This is a genomic window from Pantoea sp. BAV 3049, assembly GCF_009765445.1.
GTDB lineage: Bacteria > Pseudomonadota > Gammaproteobacteria > Enterobacterales > Enterobacteriaceae > Erwinia.
Genome location: NZ_WHOY01000031.1, coordinates 2402333 through 2423950 on the forward strand (window position 1 = coordinate 2402333; position 21618 = coordinate 2423950).

The 21618-nt window shown below is 44.6% G+C and carries 18 protein-coding genes; 16 read left to right on the plus strand and 2 right to left on the minus strand.

Features of this window, described 5'->3' with window-relative positions:
* Nucleotides 1-87: 87 nt before the first annotated feature.
* From GSQ70_RS12160 to dinQ, 14 genes are all read left to right on the plus strand, one after another.
* Nucleotides 88-822 (plus strand): virB8 family protein, encoded by a 735-nt coding sequence (locus GSQ70_RS12160; RefSeq protein WP_158782789.1) that lies wholly within the window; start codon nucleotides 88-90, stop codon nucleotides 820-822.
* Nucleotides 819-1592: a TrbG/VirB9 family P-type conjugative transfer protein gene (locus GSQ70_RS12165; RefSeq protein ID WP_158782790.1), complete on the plus strand. Its 774-nt coding sequence runs from the start codon at nucleotides 819-821 to the stop codon at nucleotides 1590-1592. The genes GSQ70_RS12160 and GSQ70_RS12165 overlap by 4 nt, the downstream gene beginning before the upstream one ends.
* Nucleotides 1582-2721, plus strand: a complete 1140-nt coding sequence (locus GSQ70_RS12170) for a TrbI/VirB10 family protein (protein WP_158782791.1) — start codon at nucleotides 1582-1584, stop codon at nucleotides 2719-2721. The genes GSQ70_RS12165 and GSQ70_RS12170 overlap by 11 nt, the downstream gene beginning before the upstream one ends.
* Before the next feature lie 2 nt (nucleotides 2722-2723).
* Nucleotides 2724-3737 carry a P-type DNA transfer ATPase VirB11 gene (gene virB11, locus GSQ70_RS12175; protein ID WP_255455411.1) on the plus strand — a complete coding sequence of 338 codons (1014 nt, stop codon included), beginning with the start codon at nucleotides 2724-2726 and terminating at the stop codon, nucleotides 3735-3737.
* A gap of 32 nt (nucleotides 3738-3769) precedes the next feature.
* A complete protein-coding gene (locus GSQ70_RS12180) occupies nucleotides 3770-5719 on the plus strand; it encodes a type IV secretory system conjugative DNA transfer family protein (protein ID WP_158782792.1) in 1950 nt (649 codons plus the stop codon).
* Between the two features lie 186 nt (nucleotides 5720-5905).
* Nucleotides 5906-6184 carry a hypothetical protein gene (locus GSQ70_RS12185; RefSeq protein WP_158782793.1) on the plus strand — a complete coding sequence of 93 codons (279 nt, stop codon included), beginning with the start codon at nucleotides 5906-5908 and terminating at the stop codon, nucleotides 6182-6184.
* Nucleotides 6177-6479 carry a kikA from plasmid origin gene (locus GSQ70_RS12190; protein ID WP_158782794.1) on the plus strand — a complete coding sequence of 101 codons (303 nt, stop codon included), beginning with the start codon at nucleotides 6177-6179 and terminating at the stop codon, nucleotides 6477-6479. Before GSQ70_RS12185 ends, GSQ70_RS12190 begins: the two co-directional genes overlap by 8 nt.
* A 363-nt stretch (nucleotides 6480-6842) precedes the next feature.
* Nucleotides 6843-8210 (plus strand): YadA-like family protein, encoded by a 1368-nt coding sequence (locus GSQ70_RS12195; protein WP_158782795.1) that lies wholly within the window; start codon nucleotides 6843-6845, stop codon nucleotides 8208-8210.
* Between the two features lie 119 nt (nucleotides 8211-8329).
* Complete coding sequence (locus GSQ70_RS12200) at nucleotides 8330-10765, plus strand: inverse autotransporter beta domain-containing protein (protein WP_158782796.1); 2436 nt, start codon at nucleotides 8330-8332, stop codon at nucleotides 10763-10765.
* Between the two features lie 41 nt (nucleotides 10766-10806).
* Complete coding sequence (locus GSQ70_RS12205; protein ID WP_158782797.1) at nucleotides 10807-11118, plus strand: hypothetical protein; 312 nt, start codon at nucleotides 10807-10809, stop codon at nucleotides 11116-11118.
* A 100-nt stretch (nucleotides 11119-11218) separates the two neighbouring features.
* Nucleotides 11219-12817, plus strand: coding sequence for a PcfJ domain-containing protein (locus GSQ70_RS12210; RefSeq protein WP_233268282.1), 1599 nt, complete (start codon nucleotides 11219-11221; stop codon nucleotides 12815-12817).
* A gap of 1 nt (nucleotide 12818) precedes the next feature.
* Nucleotides 12819-14969 (plus strand): DNA topoisomerase, encoded by a 2151-nt coding sequence (locus tag GSQ70_RS12215; RefSeq protein WP_158782798.1) that lies wholly within the window; start codon nucleotides 12819-12821, stop codon nucleotides 14967-14969.
* Nucleotides 14970-15012: 43 nt separating this feature from the next.
* A complete protein-coding gene (locus tag GSQ70_RS12220; RefSeq protein WP_158782799.1) occupies nucleotides 15013-15438 on the plus strand; it encodes an H-NS family nucleoid-associated regulatory protein in 426 nt (141 codons plus the stop codon).
* A gap of 940 nt (nucleotides 15439-16378) precedes the next feature.
* Nucleotides 16379-16462 carry a damage-inducible type I toxin DinQ gene (gene dinQ / locus GSQ70_RS12225; protein WP_080577543.1) on the plus strand — a complete coding sequence of 28 codons (84 nt, stop codon included), beginning with the start codon at nucleotides 16379-16381 and terminating at the stop codon, nucleotides 16460-16462.
* A gap of 50 nt (nucleotides 16463-16512) precedes the next feature.
* On the opposite strand, the gene GSQ70_RS12230 is transcribed toward dinQ, so the two are convergent.
* Nucleotides 16513-19749, minus strand: a complete 3237-nt coding sequence (locus GSQ70_RS12230) for an LPD7 domain-containing protein (protein ID WP_158782800.1) — start codon at nucleotides 19747-19749, stop codon at nucleotides 16513-16515.
* Nucleotides 19746-20081 (minus strand): DUF6290 family protein, encoded by a 336-nt coding sequence (locus tag GSQ70_RS12235; RefSeq protein ID WP_158782801.1) that lies wholly within the window; start codon nucleotides 20079-20081, stop codon nucleotides 19746-19748. Before GSQ70_RS12235 ends, GSQ70_RS12230 begins: the two co-directional genes overlap by 4 nt.
* Nucleotides 20082-20405: 324 nt before the next feature.
* On the opposite strand from GSQ70_RS12235, the gene GSQ70_RS12240 reads away from it, so the two are divergent.
* Nucleotides 20406-20888 carry a hypothetical protein gene (locus GSQ70_RS12240; RefSeq protein WP_158782802.1) on the plus strand — a complete coding sequence of 161 codons (483 nt, stop codon included), beginning with the start codon at nucleotides 20406-20408 and terminating at the stop codon, nucleotides 20886-20888.
* A 9-nt stretch (nucleotides 20889-20897) separates the two neighbouring features.
* Nucleotides 20898-21599, plus strand: coding sequence for a StbB family protein (gene stbB, locus GSQ70_RS12245; protein WP_158782803.1), 702 nt, complete (start codon nucleotides 20898-20900; stop codon nucleotides 21597-21599).
* The last annotated feature ends 19 nt before the right edge of the window (nucleotides 21600-21618 follow it).

Sequence of the window (21618 nt, forward strand, 5' to 3'; positions counted from 1 at the left end):
CACACGCACCGGAACCCGCAAAGGCAAAAGGCGGCTGGTACGAACTCAACACTACGCAACAGGCTGTAAAGGCGGGGACTTACTGATATGTCTAATGAAGAATACTTCAAAAAAACAAAAGAACTGGCAGCACAAAAACCCATCGATACAAAAAAGGATAAGGAACGTTACTTAAGCGCCATCCGTAGTTTTGAACAAAACGAGATAGATACGGTTAAAGCAAAAGCGAAAATATTTATCAGGCTTTCAATTGGTGAGTTTTTCGTTATCATTTTACTGGCGGCAGCGCTGATTTGCCTTGCACCATTAAAAACAGCCGTTCCTTTTCTTGTCAGAGTCGATAACCTGACTGGATATACCGATGTTGTTAAACCCTTAAGTGATGCAAAAGAATCATATAGTGAGGCTGAAACATCACACCTGCTCTGGCAGTATGTCATTAACTATGAGTCGTATGAGTGGCAGACAATTCAGGAAATGAGCAACATCGTTGAAATCATGTCTGATAATAAAACGTTCTCAGAGTATGATACAGCCGTCCGCGCTGATAACTCACCGCTACATATATTGCGTGACAACTTCAAAATGAAAGTTAAGGTTAACAACCCCACCTTTCTTAAACCCGATGTGGCGCAGGTCAGATTTACTAAAATGATTCTGGACTCTTCCGGAAAACCAGCAGCGGGATATAAGGAAACTAACTGGATTGCAACGATTGCATTCGATTTCAATAAGGACATAAAAACCGAAGAAGAAAAAAATATAAACCCATTGCGTTTTCAGGTGCTGAGTTATCGTGTTGACCCGGAGGCGGCGAAATGATGAATAAAGCTGTTCTGGCCGGAGCTGTATTGATCACTCTCTGCGGCGGCGTAACTCACGCCGCAACCTTTGGTTCCGGTTCCCGCTATGACTCACGCATACAAACCGTCACCTATAACCAGGATGATGTGGTTAACATTCGCATCAAAAAAGGCTCAGTATCTGTCGTCCAGGTCGGTAGTGACGAAACTATAAAAGATATCGGACTTGGCGATCCGGAAGCCTGGAAAGTTTCAGTACGTGACCACAGCGTGTTCTTCCGCCCTGTCGTGGATGATACACCCGACACTAACGTCACCATCGTAACCGATAAAAGGACTTACCCTCTTTATCTCGTTTCCGTAATTCAGAACCCAACGTATTTGTTGCGTTTTGATTATCCCAAACCGTCTCATGCTGTGTTTAATGCGACAAAACATTACCCCTGTATGGATGGTGGGATAATTAACGGTCATTACCAGCTAAAAGGTGACAAAACTATTTTTCCTTATCAGGTTTGGGATGATGGAACCTTTACCTGTATGCGATGGACAGGACGCCAGGAAATGCCTGTGCTTTATCGTGTAGATGCAGACGGAAAGGAACATCTGGTGGATAACCACCCTGATAAAAACACAATGGTGTACCACGAGGTATCGGAAAACCTGCGTTTACGGCTTGGCGATCAGGTTGTGGATGTTCACACCACCTCAATCGTGAATAAGGGCTGGAATGCCAACGCCACAACCACCGGACAGGTACGTAAGGAGAAATTTAATTATGAGCAATAAAAAAGCCGATGCCCCAATTGATGCCGGGAACAGGGGTATTATTGAGGTAAAAGGTAAAGCGACCTCAGCAAAACTACTTTCGTTTATCGCTGTCGGCACCGGATTAATCATCGCGGCTCTGCTTGCACTGGCTCTCTGGCCGAAAAAACAACCTGTACAGAAAGGGATGGAAAAAACAAACGAAGCGCTGCTTCCCGAAAAGTCGGGAAGTGGGCTGACGGGGATAATGGACAGAATTAAGGCTCAACAAAAAATTGACGAGGAGAACAGGAAAGCAGCGGCAGAAAAAGCAAAGGGGAGTCAGACACCGGCACCGGCGACGGCAACCAACGCACCGCCAGATAACGATATGCAGACCATTGCGGCAGGTTCGGCCACATCGCCACAAAATGGAACCGCTGATGATAAAGACAGACCACCCACCAAAGCTGAACGCCAGTTGACAGGGGAAACGATGGTCAGTATCGATAACAAACAGGATGCTGGCACCCCCAAAGATAACAGTGACGCGCTACAGGGAAGCACCTATGCAAATGGCTCTGTATCACCGGTTCTTAACCGCAGATACCTGTTGTCTGCCGGAACATCGATGTCCTGCGTCCTGAAAACAAAAATAGTGACCTCTTATCCCGGCGTTACGCTCTGCCAGTTAACGAAAGATGTGTTTTCAGACGACGGTAAGACACTACTCGCAAGGCAGGGGGCAACACTGATTGGCGAACAAAAACAGGCAATGGTACAGGGGAACGCAAGAGTATTCGTTAACTGGACGACCCTGAAAGATGAAAACGTCAGTGTACGTATCGGAGCATTAGGCACTGACAGTCTCGGCGCATCGGGGCTTCCGGCATGGGTTGACTCGCACTTTGCAGAACGCTTTGGTGGTGCATTAATGCTGTCTCTTATCGGTGACACAATGGACTCACTGAAAAATATGACACAACAGAGTAGCGGTAATAGCGGAAACATTACTTATGATAATTCGTCAGATGCCGCAAAAGAGCTTGCCAAAACCACGCTCGAAAACAGTATTAATATCCCTCCCACAGCATATATTAATCAGGGTTCTGTCCTGTCCATAATTGTTCCACGCAATATTGATTTTTCTTCTGTCTATGAGGTTAATTAGCATTGGCAAACGACAAATCAGGTTCAGCAAGACAGTTTCTTAAAATTACGGGCATTCAGGACATTCTTGATATGGATATCACTGAAATAGCAATTAATGAGCCGGGGCGTATCTGGTTCGAGGGAGCAAAAGGATGGGAATATAAAAATACAGAACAAGCCAGCTATGAAAACCTTTATCATCTGGCGAAGTTGCTCTGTAACTTTAGCGGCATACAGGAAGAACCCGGTGAACGAAGCCCGATTAATTCAGTTGTTCTGCCTGATGGTGAGCGTGGTCAAATCATCCTGCCCCCGGCCACAAAGTCGGGGCGCGTAATTATTTCCATCCGGAAGCCCTCATTAAAACGTTTCACACTGGATGATTATGTAAAGTCAGGGCGTTTTGACCGGGTCAACATCGCACAACCGCAAAGGGTTGAGCTGAGTGACAGGCAAAAATATCTTTACGAACTATCAAGGGGGAAAGGAGAGAAGATAGCCACGTTTATCCGGGAGGCGGTCAATGATCGCCTCAACATACTTATGGTGGGAGGTACGGGGTCAGGAAAAACCACGATAGCAAAAGCCATCACAGATATATTCCCTCCTGAACGGCGCTATGTTTCAATTGAGGACGTACCCGAAATGGAACTAACCCAGCCCAATAATGTACCGTTGTTCTATAAAAAGGGCACTGTTGCGGCCAAAGCAATTATTGAGGCGTGTATGCGCCTTAAACCCGATCATATCTTCCTGGCAGAACTGCGTGGTGATGAAGCCTGGAGCTATCTGGAAGCGCTCAACACCGGGCATGAGGGTTCTGTATCAACTATCCACGCCAATAATGCCTGGGTCAGTTTTTCACGTCTTGCAAGCCTGATAAAACAGTCTTCTGTCGGCATGACTATCGATATGGAACTGATTATGAAAACCATAAAAACATCCATTGATGTGATTATGTTTTTTAATGATACCTACCTTACCGAAATCTATTATGAGCCAGAAGAAAAAAACAGGCTATTAAGTCAGTGCTGATTCTATATAAATGACATAAGGTGAATAATGAAATGACTAAGTTTTTTGGGTGGCTAATATTTGCCATATTCCTGCTGACTGCACTAACCATCGCGGCGAACTACCTGGGCGGCGTTGCTGCGCTGCAATACTCTGGTGTCGGGCTTGATTCTTTACGTATAGGGACATTCAGAGACGTTATACATAATTTCTCCGGAAAGAAAGAGTATATCAGGCTGATTGCTGCCGCATGGGCAGGATTTAGCATTCCATTTATCCTTTCAGTTGTGTTTGCCGGATTTATTATTGCCGGTCTGATACCCAAAAAGGTCATTTATGGTAATGCCCGGTTAGCAACAGATTTAGATTTGGCAAAGTCCACTTTTTTTCCTACAGAGAGAGAGAGGATGGAATCAAAGATATTCACATACCCCCCCATTTTGATTGGAAAACAGTTTAAAGGGCGCTACAAGCAAAAATATATTTACTTCCACGGGCAGCAATTTCTGATTTTGTATGCGCCGACACGCTCAGGTAAGGGCGTTGGCATCGTAATACCTAACTGTGTCAACTATCCTCACTCGATGGTCGTGCTTGATATCAAGCTTGAGAACTGGTTTTTGTCAGCTGGCTACCGAACGCAGGTTTTAGGCCAGGAGTGCTTCCTGTTTGCCCCGGCAGGGTATGCAGACAACCAGGAAGAAGCCCGGAAGGGATACATCAAGTCACATCGCTGGAATCCACTGGATTGTGTAGGTCGTTCTGATATCCAGCGTACAGGCGACTTAGAGAAAATTGCCGCAATGCTCATTCCTGCCAGCGACGATCCTATCTGGTCTGATTCAGCACGTAAGCTTTTCTGTGGTCTTGCCTTGTATCTGCTGGATAAAGAGCGTTACCACCTGGTACAGAAGAAACAAGGCTTGACTGGCGTTCCTGATGTGCTGGTATCAATGTCAGCGATTATGAAGCTGTCAGTACCTGAAAGTGGAAAAAAACTTTCAGCATGGATGGGTACAGAGATAGAACAGCGGGATTACCTGAGCGATGAAACAAAAAGTTTATTCCGTGAGTTTATGTCAGCACCGGAAAAAACACAGGGCAGCATCATCACTAACTTTTCTTCTCCGCTTAGTATCTTCCGTAACCCCATCACGGCAGCGGCGACAGATCACAGTGACTTTGATATTCGCCAGGTACGAAAAAAACCAATGTCTATATACCTTGGCCTTACGCCTGATGCACTGATTACTCACTCAAGGCTGGTTAATCTGTTCTTTTCAATGTTCGTCAACGAAAATACAAAAGAGCTACCAGAGCAAAACCCTGAACTTAAGTATCAGTGCATGGTATTACTTGATGAATTCACGTCAATGGGAAAATCAGAGATCATAGAAAAGGGCGTTGGTTTTAATGCTGGCTTCAACATCAGATTTGTTGTCATTCTCCAGAACGAAGGGCAGGGTAAAAAAGATGATATGTACGGTGTGCATGGCTGGGAAACATTCGTTGAAAACTCTGCGGTAGTGCTTTACTACCCTCCCAAAGTTAAAAACGAACTGGCAAAGAAAATCTCTGAGGAAATTGGTGTGATGGATATGAAGGTCACAAAAAAATCAGATTCAAGTAGCGGCGCGAAGGGGGGGCGCTCAAGTTCACGAAGTCATGATGTGGTTGAGCGTCCCGTATTGTTGCCAGAAGAAATAGTTGCCTTACGTGATGTAAAAAACAAAACAAAGAATATGGCAATCAGGGAGATTGTGGTCAGTGAATACACAAGACCATTCATTGCTAACAAAATAATATGGTTTGAGGAAGACACATTTAAAGAAAGGGTTGATATTGCAAAAAACAATCCGGTTCGGATGCCTGTTCTATTTGATGAAATCATGCGAACTAAAATACAGGAGCAGGCAAGCATTTACTCAGATGAAAGTTTCTTATCTGACGTAATGAATAAACCAGACCTGGAAACGCACGATACTTGCGACATGTCCGAATAAATACTCCGTTAAAAATAACGCTGGGAAAATCAGATTTATAATCTGTTTTTTTCAGGGTTGAACAACCGCAGGGCGTTAGCATGGGAACATACAGAAAACTACAGAAACGGGCTAAAGACAACTTTCGTTCAAAACGATGGGGTGAATTCTGCCAGCAAAATCAAATAACCTGGAGGGTAATTGATTATGCCAAAAGATATTAAAGATACAGTAAAAGACAATGCTAAGATTGGGGGGTTTATGTGTAAACCTCAGAATAAAGTCGGAAACAGTGGAAACCCGAGCTTAACGGCTGGCTCTATTTTGCGGGTCTGCTACCGAATGAAGCCGGTTCACATTCTAACCAAGGAGATTCGCAGCGGTGAACACACCGGATTAGGTGTTGTGATCCCGGCCTTGTCCGATCTTAAATCTTTTGATGTTTACGACCCACATACTGATTTCAAAAGGAATGCTCATGAATAATATCGTAACTGCGACAGCTTTTCTGTGCCTCACAGCTGGCTTTATCGCTCCCTCATTTGCTTCTGATCCGTGCGAAGTCGTGCTCTGCATGGCAGGTAAGGCAATGGGTTCCGGCGGAGGCAGCGATTGTAAGTCTGCTGAACGGGATTTCTTCAATATTGTGAAGAAAAACAAAAACGGCTTTTTACCCAGCCATACCTCAGATGCCCGCAAAGCGCTGTTGGTTCAGTGCAAAGAGGCCGATCCATCCACGATTGCACAAATCATCAGCAAGTTCGGAACCGTAAGACTCTAATCCCTAAAAACAACGGCTGGATGGCGGGCGTGATACCTGAAAGACATTTCTGCTCCAGTGAAAGAGAGTAATAACATGAAAGAAGTTAACGAAACATCCGATCCATCAGATTACTTAAACGCAATCAGGACAGGACACTCAGGCCATTTTGCGGGAAACCCCGCACATGCCAGTATCCATAATGGCTTAAACAGGATGATCAAGATACTTGACGTTACCGCTGATAAATTCACGCCAGTCAATAAACACGCTGACTCACACAAGAAATAACCCTCTTAAAACAACGGCAGGTGGCGGGCGTATTACCAGTACGCCCGCCTGTCGCCTCATTCACTTTTATTACCTACGATGGAAACAAAACCAATGAAAACGACGACATTTAAACTAGCAGCTATTGCACTGGCTGTAACCTTTTCTCATGCAGCAATGGCGACAAACACCGTGGATACTGATTTTACTGGTACTACGATTTTTGCCGGAGACGGAAACAGCGTGACGGGCACTCCCCGCAACTCAGCAAATGCTGATTATCCGCAAGACATTATCGGTAACAGCAATACGTTGGTGGATTCCGATTCATCAACGTTATATGGCGACAAAAACACGTTGAATAAAAGTGATGTGGTCGTTATGGGGCAATATAACAATATCGCCAATACTTACGGTAATGTTTATGGTGACGGGAATACTGTAGATACAGGTACATCCTTTGGCAGTGCAAATGTCTTTGGAAATGGCTCTGTTATTTCTGGTAGTGACAACACGGTAATGGGTAGCCATTCATCCGTTACCGGAAATAAAAGTACCGTGACAGGTGATGCCACCACGGTGACTGGTGATAATGTGACAAGCAGCGGATACGGCAATACTGTTTCTGGCGATGGGGCAACGGTCGTTGGTACTAACAGCACGGCTACCAGCGCAACGAATGGTATAGGGTTGGGAACGGGAACCACGGTAACGGACGAGGACAGTATCGCTATCGGAACCGGCGCATCTGCAAGTAACGGCGCAATAGCTATCGGCAGCGGTTCAATCGCCACTGGTGCGAATTCAGTCTCATTCGGTAGCAGCGGTAACGAACGTCAGCTTACAAATGTTGCCGCAGGAACAGCGGGTACTGATGCGGTTAACCTGAACCAGCTTAATGATGGCATGACTACAGTCATTAACGAGGCTAAGAATTACACCGACACAAAAATCAGCGAGGTAAACGAAACAATCAACCAGACAAGCATTGATAACCGTCAGTATACAGACGACTCCGTTAATAACATGAGCACAGACGACCGTCAGTACACGGATAACTCTGTTAAACAAATGAGCATTGATGACCGCCAGTATACTGACCAGAGAAGTTACCAGGCTGAAGTTAACGCGAACAATTACACGGATTTGAAGTATCAGCAGTCAACAGCCTACACAGATGCATCAATTTATAATCTTGATAATAAATACAATGCCCGATTCAGTGATTTAAAAAAACAGATTGGAAAAGTTGAGAGAAAGCTGAACGCGGGTATCGCGGGGGTAACAGCCATCGCGTCAATTCCTTATGTTGCTGAAGATAATTTTTCATATGGCATCGGTCTTGGTAATTACCAGAACGGCAACGCGGCAGCAGCAGGCGTCCAGTACAAAACATCCCTTAATACCAACGTCCGGGTGAATGTATCCTGGGATTCATCTCACAATAATGCTCTTGGTGTGGGTTTTGCGGGCGGCTGGTAGCCCTTAATTTTTTTAAAATCAATTTATTGAATAAATCGAAGGTGGTTAAGGAGACTACCTTTTTCTTGCACGTCTCATTCATATAACAACCATTATCTGAAGCTGAAAAGGACTTATCTATGAAGCGATTAAAATCATGGATTGCATGGCCGCTTATTTTAATTCAGGGCTGTCTGCCCCTGCTGACAATTGGCGCACAAATGCAATCGCCTTTTTCCTCTGATCGTGAAGACAACACATTATCTTATTCTGCGGCAATGACTCAGGGCGCACAGGCGCTGGCTTCTGACAGCGCGTCTGATGCTGCGCGTTCCCTTGCCACTGGTGCAGCATCAGGTGAAATTCAGCGCTGGCTCAGTCAGTTCGGCACGGCAAAGATCCAGCTGAATACGGACAGGCACGGCAGCTGGAGCCGCAGCAGCGCTGATATGCTCGTTCCTCTCTATGACAATGGCGAGTCATTACTGTTTTTGCAGGGGGGCTTACGCAAACCCTCTGACCGTCTGACTGGTAACCTGGGCGCAGGTGTACGTACATTCTGGCATAACGGCTGGATGTTCGGCGGCAACGTCTTTTTTGACGAGGATTTTACAGGTCACAACCGCCGGGTTGGTTTCGGCGGTGAGGCGTGGCGGGATTATCTGCGTCTGTCGGCCAATACGTACATCGGAACAACCAACTGGCACACGTCGCGCGACTATGACGGCAGCTGGCAGGAGAAGCCAGCTGACGGATACGACATCCGGGCGCAGGCCTGGTTACCGGTTTATCCGCAGCTGGGCGGAAAGCTGGTATGGGAGCAGTATTACGGCGCTCAGGTAGCGTTATTTGATAAAGACCATCTGCAACGTAACCCACATGCCGTCACGGCTGGCGTTGAATATACACCAGTGCCGCTTGTCACGTTTGGTGTTGAGCAGAAACAGGGGCGCGGGGAACATGACACCCAGCTCTCGCTTGGGGTTAGCTGGCAGTTCGGCCATGACTGGCGCTGGCAGCTCGATCCTGCAAACGTCCAGGCGATGCGTACCCTCGCGGGTAACCGCTATGACCTGGTAGATCGCAACAATGAAATAGTCATGCAGTACCGAAAGGCACCTGAGCAGGGGGTTGCACACCTTGCGCTGTCTGTTATTACCGATAACAGCCCTGCCGATGGAGTTACCCGGAACGTCCTCAGTGTTACTGCTACAAACCGCAGCGGGCAGCCCGTCAGAAATGCTCCGGTAAGCTGGACTGCAACAGGCGAGAACGTTGGCCTGTTGTCTTCATCAGTTACAGACAGTAACGGGCAGGCAAAGGTTATGCTGACCAGCGCTACTGTTCAGACAGTATCAGTGACCGCGCAAAGCGGCAGCGTTTCAGCCACCCAGAGCAGCCATTTTGTGGCGGTGGTCGTCAGTCAGATTGTCCTGAACGTGATACAGGATAATGCCCCTGCTGACGGCAGCAGTACGAACGTGGTTGAGGCAACGCTTACCGACTCTGGCGGTCGTCCGGTATCGGGGCAAAAGGTATCCTGGGGCGTATCCGGAAGCGTGACGCTGACCGGGGCATCAGGTGAATCAGACAGCAATGGTAAGGCAGTGGCGCGACTTTCCTCTCTGACGGCGGGCAATGCTGCGGTGACGGCAAAAACGGGAAGCCTGAGGGCTGACGGTACTGTTCATTTTGCTGACTCAGGAGACGGGGCCGCTGCAAACAGCAGCATGACTGAACTCACAGTTACCAGCGGGGCTAAAGCGTCCGGGAGTGATGCCAACACGGCGACGGCTACCGTTAAGGATGATCAGGGTAATATCCTGGCGGATACCGCCGTCACGTTCAGCGTGACGGGCAGTGCAAAACTCAGCGCCACTACCGTAAAAACGGACGCAAAAGGGCAGGCGCAGGTGACGCTGACCAGTACGCAGGCTGAAACCGTCAACGTTACTGCCACGCTTGCAAATGGCAACAGCGCGACAAAAGCCAGCACGTTTGTGGTCGACCTTGACAGCGCTGTTATGGCCCTGACTTCAACGTCTGGAGCACTGGCGAACGGCATCGATGCAAACACTGTGACAGTCACGCTGACTGATAAAAATGGTCAGCCTTTAAGCGGCCAGGCTGTGAATTTCTCAACTGAGGGAAGCGCGGTTCTGTCTTCAGCCAGTGCGGTGACTGACAGTAACGGTAAAGTTGTTATCAGCGTGACGGATACTTCAGGCGAATATGTCAATGTTACGGCGACAATTGCAAACGGAGCAAGCAAAGAGGCCCGGTTATTTTTTCAAAGTACATATATAAAAGAAATTGTGGTGAATACACCTAATCCGCTGGCGGGTGTTTATGTCACAGTTTATGCGCTGATTGTGGATTTAAATCAGAAACCAGTGAGTGGTGAAACAGTGACGTTTTCTGTCACGGGAAATGCAAAACTAACTACATCAGCTCAACCAACAACAGGTTCAAACGGTCATGCAGTCATTAAACTCACAAATGACGTTGCTGAAACCGTTACGTTAACAGCGACACATAACGGGTTTAGTGAATCGACAAATATTACATTCAATTAATCTGTGTGGGGCGTAATGCCCCGCATTTTTAAGGGTAAATTATGACTTTTAAAAAAGGATTTATTGCGCCGCCCTGGCCGCATACTAAAGGCGACTCTATCAGTGCAGACAGTCTTATAGAACGCGCTGAAAAAAAAGCCATTCAAAGCTGTGGTCTGTATTATGAGATTTACGAATATCGTACTCTCTGCGCCTTAAAAACCTTGCTTGATAAATTATCCTCTGAAGATGCAATAACCTTTCTTTGTGCTGCACACCAGAGAGGTTTTGAAGTGACGGAAAGCGCCATAAGTGAAAGCCGTCAGTTTTATGATGAAAAAATAGATGAAATAAAGAACAACCTCAGGACTTGATACTATGCGGAAAATAACGGACGTACTGACGTGCAGTAACCGGGATTTGTCGCTGCATGATTTTTTTTGTTTATGTCGTGATTCAGGTGTTTTCAGGTTAGTGGAAAAAAAGGAGGATGATAAATTCATCACTATTTGTATTTGTGGGGTTTTCAGGATTCAGCGGAATAAAAAGACAAATTCTGTCACTCAGTGGATTTTGTATGATGAATGGAAAAAAAGAAAAGAACTTCCCGTCTTTATCTCACTTTTCTGGTCTCCCTCTGACAGTTTTAGAATGAATGACTGGCTGGATGAGGCTGTAAAACACGTTTTGAAATACGTAACCAGTAATGGATACCGTATTCACTGTGAATCACAGCTTTTCCGCGTCAGAAACTGGAGGACACTGGATACATATTTCATTGAGACAATGTTTCCGGATGAAGTAAAAAATTGCTTTGCAGGGAGCTTATGCAATGAACTGGGTTTTAAAAACGTTATTTGTTCAGAAGAAACCAGACACACCAGACAGAAATGGAATAACCTTTATAAGGAAGTCCAGCAAAAAATAACACAGCGGGCCTGGAAATTTATCAGTATTGAAACCAGAACTGCCGCATCAAAGTTACTCAGCAAACATATCTGGCTTATGATAGATAAGCCCACATTCTCATATTTTGCAAAATCATGTTATTGCTCAATGACGCATGATGCACTTATCCATTCCAGCTTTGCAAAATATATTAACTTCTCCCGAAAAATTACCTTTACTAAAGGCGTGGATTTTGGGGGGCTTTGGCCTATGGTTAGCTTATTAACTGAGACTAAAGATAGCAGGAAATTCATACTTAAAGGGAAAACGCGGGAGTTATATGATTTACTCCCTGTAAAACAGTTGACTTATGGTGATTTTAAATCATTACGCCATTCTGCCTTTTCTCTGACAACATCTTTTAAAAAAAGGTTTTTAAACCATCATCATCATTTAATCCCTCTTGCTGTTAAATTTATCAGGAATCCACTGGTAAAATGTTATCCGGTTAAAGTGATTAACCAAACGCTAATTTTTTTTGAAAGAATTTTTTACGATTATTTTGATGGTGAAGTTGTTACACAGCAGAATCAGGAGGACGCCTTACGTATCTGTAATAAGTGGCTGGAGTATCACCAGGATATGTTTAAAAACATTGGTTATCGTGGTCAGGAGCAAAGATGGGAAACAGAAGCCAATCACCTCAGTCATGCGCTGGACTGGTATGTCCGTTCTGAACCTGCGATACATAAAAATCAGACGTGGTCGTCTTTCTGGCGTCTCTCACAGGAGTGGACACGGCGTCTCAGAAATGACAACGAATGGGATGGCGAGTTAAATGTCGCCATTCCTGAATGGCAGGGAACAGGGGTTAACTGGAAGGAGATATATTCTGACGTTAATGAAATAACAACCTTCAAAGATTTATGCCGTGAAGGTGGGGAAATGGAGCACTGTATTGCCAGCTACGCTGACTTGTGCGCATCCGGTCGTTATCTTGCTTTTTCTGTATTACACAATAATGAGCGGGCAACTCTTGGATTATCCAGAATAGAACAAACAATCCTGTATCGGTTTGACCAGATGCGTGGAATAAATAATGAAGCTGTTTCGCGCTCAATGTTAATTAAAGGCAAAAAAATACTCAAAGAAGTTAATCATCTCATAGCAAAAAAAAGGACTTAAAATGAAACTTTATATCGCTGAAAAACCTACTGTCGCAAAAGACATTGTTGAAGCTCTTGGTGGCAACTTTAGCCGCAGGGATGGTTATTTCGAATCATCCGGCGCGTTAGTATCCTGGTGCGTCGGACACGTTGTAGAATCCATACCACCCGAAGCCTACGATCCGGCCTATAAAGCATGGGCATTAGATACGCTTCCGCTGAAGCTGTTCCCGATTAAATACCAGCCCAAAGAATCAACTGCTAAACAGGTAAGCGTCCTTAAAACCCTGATTAACCGTTCTGATGTTAAAACAGTTGTTCACTGCGGCGATCCGGATGATGAAGGCCAGCTGCTTGTTGAAGAAATTTTGCAGTTTTCCGGGAACCGGCATCCGGTTAAGCGGGTTCTTATCAATGACAACACGCTCCCCGCAGTACAGAAATCCCTGAACAGCGAACGGGATAACAGCGAGTTCCAGGGCTTTTACCGTAAAGCCCTGGCCCGGAGCGCTGCTGATGCCATCTATGGTTTCAGTATGACCCGCGCTTACACGGTAACGGCACAGAAGAACGGTTTTAAAGGTGTGTTACCTGTTGGCAGGGTGCAGACGCCCACGCTTGGCCTGGTGGTTCGTCGCTGGAAGGCGAACAAGAGCCACAGCAAGAGTTTTTTCTATACGCTCGATGGATTGTTTGGCTTTGCTGATGCCAACCTCACAGCGCGTTTCAAGACGCCTGACAGCGCCCCGGTCGATGATAAAGGGCGGGTTCTCCAGCGTGGCTGGATTGAAGAGGTAGCCGCCGCAGTGAAGGGGAAAAATGCCAGGGTAAGCGCTGCTGCCGTTAAACCCCGCGAACGGGACCCGGCCCTGCCCTTTAACCTCAATAAATTGCAGCAGCAAATGAGCCGCCAGCACGGACTTTCAGCAGCAAAAACGCTTGAAATTACTCAGCAGCTGCGCGAGAAGTATCGCGCTATCACTTATAACCGGTCTGACTGCTCATACCTTTCAGATGAACAGTATGCTGAAGCGCCTGAACTGGTGGCGGCACTTACCGCCTCTCCGGCGTTCTCTGATGCTGTTACGGATACGTCAATCAGAAGCAAGGCTTTCGATTCATCAAAGGTCAAGGCGCATACCGGGATAATCCCCACCCGTAGCATTCCGGATTTAACAGCAATGACCGAAAATGAACGCAACGTTTATCTGGCCGTAGCAAAGCAGTACCTGATCCAGTTTATGCCGCCTTACCGTTTTGAAGAGGCCACGGCGACAATTGAGGTTAACGATTATTTGTTTAACTGCCGCGCCACGAAGGAAACGGATAAGGGCTGGGAAGGCTGGCTGAAGCCAGCAAAAGAGACGGCGGGTGATGATGAAGAACCTGAATCCTCTTTTGAGGCAGTAAGCAGGCTGACTGAAGGCACGGAAGGTCAATGTGAATCAACAACGGTGAATGAAAAAGAAACCACGCCGCCAAAGCTGTTTGATGAAGCCAGCCTGTTAAACGCCATGACCCGCATTGCTGATTATGTCGATAATCCGGAAATTAAAGCCCTGCTCCGGGAAAAAGATAAAGACGATAATCAGGCTAATGGTTCCATTGGTACTGAAGCAACCCGCGCAACAATTATTGAAAATCTCAAAAAACGCCTGATATCCGTAGAAAAAGGAAAGCTGATCCCTACTGAAACAGGTCTGGCCCTTTTTGATGCCCTGCCAGATGTGGCAACGCAACCTGATATGACGGCGTTGTGGTTTGCAAGGCAGCAGTTAATTGAAAATGGAGATCTGGATGTTGAACAGTTTATTAACGAGCTGTACAACGATATCACACGCCTGGTAAGTGATATCAGGATTGATAACCTTCCCGTTACTGAGAGCACACAGGAAGGTCAGTCTGACAGGCTTACGTCGCCCTGCCCTGAATGTGGTAAACAGATTGTTGTTCGTCCTAAGCTGTTTGCGTGTACCGGATGCGGGTTTAAAATATGGTCTGTAGTCTGCGAAAAGAAAATCACCGTTAATCAGGCTGAGGCATTAATCAGCAAGGGTAAAACAGCACTGATAAAGGGATTCAAGAAAAAAGATGGTGAGAAATTTGATGCTGCTTTAGTGCTCAAGGATAAAAAAACCGGAGCAATCGGGTTTGAATCTCCTAAAAAATAGGGTTTACTTTCCGTATTATTTACATCAAAAAAAAGGATAGATGATGACTGAAGAATATGATGTTATTCGCCGCGTGTTGGGTAATATTCGCTCTGCTCGTGTCTTTGCGCGTGATTGCGATTTTGAGCTGCTTACGGATATTCACGACAAGCTGGGCGTGGTTATTGAAGAACGCCGCGCCGACGCCGAACGCGAAGCGGAAGAACGCAGGGCACGTGACATCAAGCGTCAGGAACTGCTGGAGCTAATCAATACCGAAGGTTTCAGCATTCAGGAATTGCTGGGCGATGCGCCAGCTGGAGCGACAAAGAAAAAATCTGGCGGCACCGTTGCGCCTAAATATCAGTATGTGGAAAACGGCGTACAGCAAACCTGGTCAGGTCGTGGCCGCAAACCTAAACCTATTCAGGAAGCGCTGGACGCTGGCCGCAAGCTGGAAGAGTTTTTGATCCCCGGCGTGAAATCCTGATCCCCGCGAGCCCCCTTTAAAATAAGCGGCATTACTGCCGCTTATCCCTTCATAAGTCCTGTTCCTCATCCATTCCCCCTTTTCTAAATTGCCAGCAAACCGGCGCGCCGGTCGCGGCTGCAGCCCGCCAGAATGCCAGCAAAATCGGTTGAACCTGCTGAAGTTATAGTTTTCAATATCCATTGCGGAGACTGTGATCGGGCTTTGAGTGAAGTCTGACTGCCAGCAAATTATGATTGCCGGCGCGATTGGCTATCGTAAAAATGCCAGCATAATCTCATCCGGATCACCGCAGCGGCACCGAAAATGACAGCAAAATAGGTTTATTATGGGAAATTACACAATCAGGACAAATGACCAGGAAGACACTGCTATCCGTAAAGCACAGGAGCACATCGGGGCCGCATCGGTCAGCAAGGCCTTCATGACGGCCATACTTGATCACGAGCGCAACCGCGAAGAGATAATGCAACTCAGACAGTCACTCGCACAGGCACAGACCAGAAACCAGGAGCTGGCAAATGCCGTACTGCGGTTTCAGTCAAGCATGTCAGAAATGTTTGATCTGGCAGGAACAGCAGGCAAAAAAAAACCCGACTGGTGAGATCGGGATTTTTCTTTTCGCTCCGACTCAAGAAGAGGACTCTGACCGGAGTGGAACTGTTTCTGACTAACGTATTAATGTTACGCCGGAGCATTGATAAATGCAATCGCTGAGGATATAGGGGTATAATCATCGGGTTAGCTCTTCTGACTGTTTCGCTTCAGCTAACCGCCCAGCGGTATGAACGCATTCAAGCCCTGGCCGGGTTACGGGTGGTGCCGGATCTGGTGCTCTGGCTGGAGTGGAACTGTTTCTGACTAACACCGGAGATAAGCCACCGTGACAGGCAGTGTAAGAGTAAGCGGTAGTGTTCTCACTCCATTTATGGAGAAACGGATGATTGATAAAGCAATCATCGTTCTTGGAGCGTTAATCGCGCTTCTTGAGCTGATCCGCTACCTGCTTCAGTTACTGAGCTGATAGCGGAAACGTAATTAAGGCCGGGGGTTAACCACCTTCGGCCTTTAACATTAATGCTCAAGACCCGAATTAAGTTCTTGTTCTTGTTGGCGCTCCTTCTCCAGCAAGAATTTTTGTTCCAGCCTTTCCGAAGCAATATCGAGCGTCATATCCTTCTGTAATAACTCCCCTTCTGCTTCCCCTCGATCAAATATCAGCCCTTCTGAGGTAAATTTTTGCTGGTATTCATCGATCACGTTAAGGATCTGGCCGTCCTGCTCAGTTACATCCCTACCCTGCACTTTCTCGATTTCATGACGAGGTACCCGAACTGCATCGCTCATAGCGGCGCTGAGTCCCTTCTGGTCGGCAATCTTTTCATCCACACGATAGATTACTGCATCCTGCTTATTCACATCATTAATGTTGGAGCCAACTTCGCGCCAGTCTACGGCGTGTTTGAGGTGAGTAAAGCCGGTTGGCTCGGCATCAAGCTGATCATTATTGAATTTGACGAAATAAACGTTGCTAATCGGTTCATTGTCGGACAGAACATAATTTTTGTAAGACTGACCTCTCTCTGACTGCTCATAATCCTTAAAGGAATCAGCAATGATGTCATAAGGTTTGGAAAATTCCCCTTGTTTACCGTTCTCGTACTGGTCAAGTTCGTGGACAGAAACCGTTTTTGATACGATCAGTGTATTATTGAAATCAGACTGCCCTGATTCAAAACGTTCAATCTCAGCAGGTATCTGACTGTTATAGTAATCAAAAGCTTCATCTCTGGAATGGAAAACAAATCCCTCATTTTCATTCTGAGCAATCGTTGAGCTAACAAGATAGATTTCTTTTGTTTCAACGGTTGATTGCTGCGGATCTGTCGCACTTTGTTCGACTTCTGCCTGACTTACCGTTTGCTCTTTTTCAACCACAGTTGTTTGCTCACGACTAAAGGCTTGCTCGTTCTTAGCTTCCAACATAAGCGATTGGTACTTCTCTGGTCGAAGAATGATGTTCATATCCTTTTCAGCAGCCACCACTGCACATTGCTTTTTGAATTCGTCGGAACCGGAAAGCTTAAGAACACCACCAAATTTCTCCTGAGAATACTCAAGCATCACGCCGATTTCTTCTTTAGTCAGATTTTTACCCGAAACGATGAAATCGCCTTTATCGGTGAATACAGGCGCTTCAGTTTTCTGATCGCGGTAAATTATTTTGTCTTCACGCTTATCCATAACCAGATATTTTAATCGACTATTGTTTTTATGAAGTTCCTGCAAACGCCGCTGCGCTTCAACTGCCTTTTCTAAAGAAAAATCATTCTCAGCCTGAGAAATACCATTCTCATCTGAGTTATTCAGATAGTCTTTAAGTTTGTCTAGTGCTTTCATGTTATCTTTATCCTCATTCCAATATTTATGGTACTGGCTGATAAAATTACGGCCTTGAGCCGAAAAATCTCTCAGGCGTTCGAGAGTCGTTAATTTTTTATATACCAGTAACCCCTTGGCAACTTCTCTATTTTCTTTTGGTATAGAGTAGATCTGCTTTCTCAATTCTCGCAATTCATTATACATGTTTGCTCTTTTAGATCGTATAGCTTCACGCAAAGATATATTTGATTCTTTTATTGACAAGAACCGCTGTTTAGATTGTTCAAAATCTAGTTTTGATATGGTATTTGTTTTTTCAAATGGTTTATTTTCTAACTGCTGTGAATAAGTTTGCAATAGGAATTCTTTAGCATCCTTCCAGGGCAAATTAAGATATTTAGTCAAAAAATCTGATGCATTGAGATTCCGTTTTTCTACAGCAAACCGGGGCGAACCATCTTTTGCATGACTAACTGCGTGATCTTCCGCCTTAATGTTGTATTTTATTGCGGCTGCGGATAAAAACCTTTGGGGGTCAATATCACGACGTATATCTGCCATTATATGAATTTCATTCTTCTGTACATCCGCATTGAGTTTCTGATAAAGGGACTCATGAAGAACAGAAGATAGCTCAATCGTTTTTAAACCTCGTTCTGTGAGTCGTCTATCAGAATTCCGTCGCATTTTTTCATCAGAATGTTGTCTGGTTTCCATTCGCTCTGCCAGATTATGCTGTTCATTATGCGACAATACACTGACAGATTCGGGCGGTTTTCCCCTACCGCTGATTCCTCGAACCAGACCGCGTTTGGGCATATGTGGCAAGCCGACTCTTGTTTTAATTCTATCGAATCTGGAAGATGATTGAGGACTAAACTTGTGACTGCCCGTCCGTCCTCGCGATCCTTCAACACTTTTTGGGTCAAGTTTGTATTGTTTGTCATAGTCATTAATCCTGGTACGTAGAAATGCCGCTTTATCAGAAGCATTTAGTGATTTGTATTCATTTCGAAGTTTTTCAGATTTCGCAAAGATATGCTTAATTTCGTGGCTGGTTTTATTTAGCCAGTTATTCAGGTTGCGTTCGATTTGAGCAGGTGTAGGTTTTACAAGCGGTAACTGTCTTTGTTCTATGAATGTACGGCTGAACAACGGGCTTTTGAGATTGGTATACTTAGCATCCCCCTCAAATTTAACTGCAAAATATTCCGTCTTTTTACCTTCATTACGAACTTTAATATCACCATAATTCTTTAGCAGGTTCTTGAAATCTTCAGTTGAGTTGACATTTTCATTTGTTATTCTGGAATAAATTTCATATTTAATATCATTGTTTCGCTCACGGTATAAATCACCTTTGACGCGAGACAGGACATTAGCATAATTTTCATCGCTCACGCGAACGGCATCTTTCGGACTAATCAGACCATATTTGTTATTGATATACTCCTGAATAGCATCGAGCTGTTCCAGAGTCTTACTTCTGGTTATGTCTCCGCCAGGATTTAATGATTTTCCAGTAACGAGATTAGCCCTCGGTATTACAACATGAATATGAGGTTTTCTTTCTACAAACTCACCAGTTTTATTGTTTATCAGATTTTTTATTTTTGGCAAATGAGCTTCAGCATAAAAAGCGTGTTCATCATCATGAAAAGCATTCATGAATAATTTTTTATAATCAGCTGTAATAGCCTTAAGTGTTTCTGTTGATACTTCCTTTTCAGCAAATGAAAGCGTTATATGTAAATATCTTTCCTGCCCTTTGTCTTCAATTGACTGAATAACCTTATTTGTTGTCTGTAAATTCCCATCGAGTATATAACGATGATCAAGTTCATCTCGTGTATACTCGCGATCGGCTTTCCTCCCGCTCTCAAGATATTCAGCGATACCGTTATTACCGCCACCATAACGGATAATCATTTAACTGCACCCTGAATGAAATCACTGATTCCAATAAGTGTATTAAGTGCCCTCTCATAAAGAAAAGGTGATATAATTCCTTTATTGTGATCTAAGTTTAATCTATGGGCAATCTGATTAACATTGTTACTCGTTTTGCTTAAGTAAAAAAGGCAACGTTTATAATCATCAGTAACCTTTGGTTTTGATGGAAGTTCGTTAACTCGATTAAGTATGAGCGCACGGAAAAATTCAGACTTGCTGATATCCGTATGCTCCAGCAACTCTTTAAAAGGCTTGTATTCTTCATCTGTTAAACGGATGGAGACAACATTTTTTCTGTCAATCGCCATAGTCTTTATCCTTCAAGTTCGTAGAACTTCCAGAACGGCTCTACCGTTCGGGGTTTCAAAGGGGCACCCCCTTTGGCACGACGATTATACAAGCCATGAAATGGCGTGTATACATCGGTGTCGTGCCTGTAGTTTAGAACTTGAAGTCAATAGACACACATAATAGCACACATAATAACACACACAAAAAATCAATGGCACACACAATGGCACACACAATGGCACACATTATATCTTGACAGCACACATAAGATCATACAAAATGACACACATATTGAGGTTGAGCGGCTTATGTGAGAAAGTAGGAGGTGTTAAGGGGGATTAATGACAACTTTAGAAGAAATCCTGTCTCCACTTTGTGAGGCTATACGAGATAAAAAACAGAAGTCAAAACAAGCGGCCTTTAATAGTTTCCTACCGGAAATATTAAAGGCTAAGAAGTTCTATAGTTGGGATCAAATATCAATATATATAAACAACGAGACAGACTCTAGTTTAGCTGTACGAGCTTACAAAAACATGGTTTTACGGGCGAAAAAGCAACATAGTCAGCCTGAATCGAAAAATGAAAATAATGATAAGTTCGCACCTGAAACTCCTACTATTAAGCAGGTAGAGAAATCTAGTATTGATGTAGATGTTGAACCACAAGATTTAAACAACTACTTGAGAGTTTGTTTCAACTCTGAACGCATTGCAAAACGAGCAATTGAGGCCGGAGTTTCAATTGAAGAAATCAAATCTTGGAAGTGCCCTAACCAGATTAACTTGGGGACGAAGCTTTCAAATCACATACAAAACAAATAAGGATATGATATGTACTTAAAAGCAGCCATTTTAAATAACAGCGGTAATGTTGGTAAATCAACAATTTGCCAGACTATGTTGAAGCCTCGCCTGGAGGATGCGGAAATTATTAAAGTTGAGACTATCAACTCTGACGGCACTAATGATAGCAAATTGTCAGCTAAAGAATTTGACGAGATTTTAAAGCGCATCGATGATGCTGATTGTACCTTAATTGATATTGGCGCTTCCAATATTGAACAATTTATGGTTCAAATGTTAGAGTTCCAGGGAAGCCATGAATTAATTGATTTCTTCATTGTACCTGTCACACCACAGGACAAACAGCAGCGCGATTCAATTGCAACAATTGATAACCTGATCAATATCGGTATCGAAGAAGAAAGAATAAAAGTTATTTTCAATATGGCTGAAAAAGATCTTGATGTTGAAAAACAATTTGCAATATTTTTAGCAAACAAGACTTGCAAAAAAATTGTCGGCGCTAATCCATCTATTGTGTATCAAAATAACATCTTCACCATCTTAACTAAATCCAAACTGAAATATGACGATGTTTATAATGACGATCGTGATTTCCGTACACTGATTCGTGCAGCAGGTTCAAAACAGGAACGACAGGAGCTGTCAAACCTGCGAACGGTTAAAATGTTAATGAACGGCTTTAATAGTGATTTGGATGTTGCTTTCCAGAATCTTGAACTGGCTTAAGAAAACAAGGCGGGTTAAT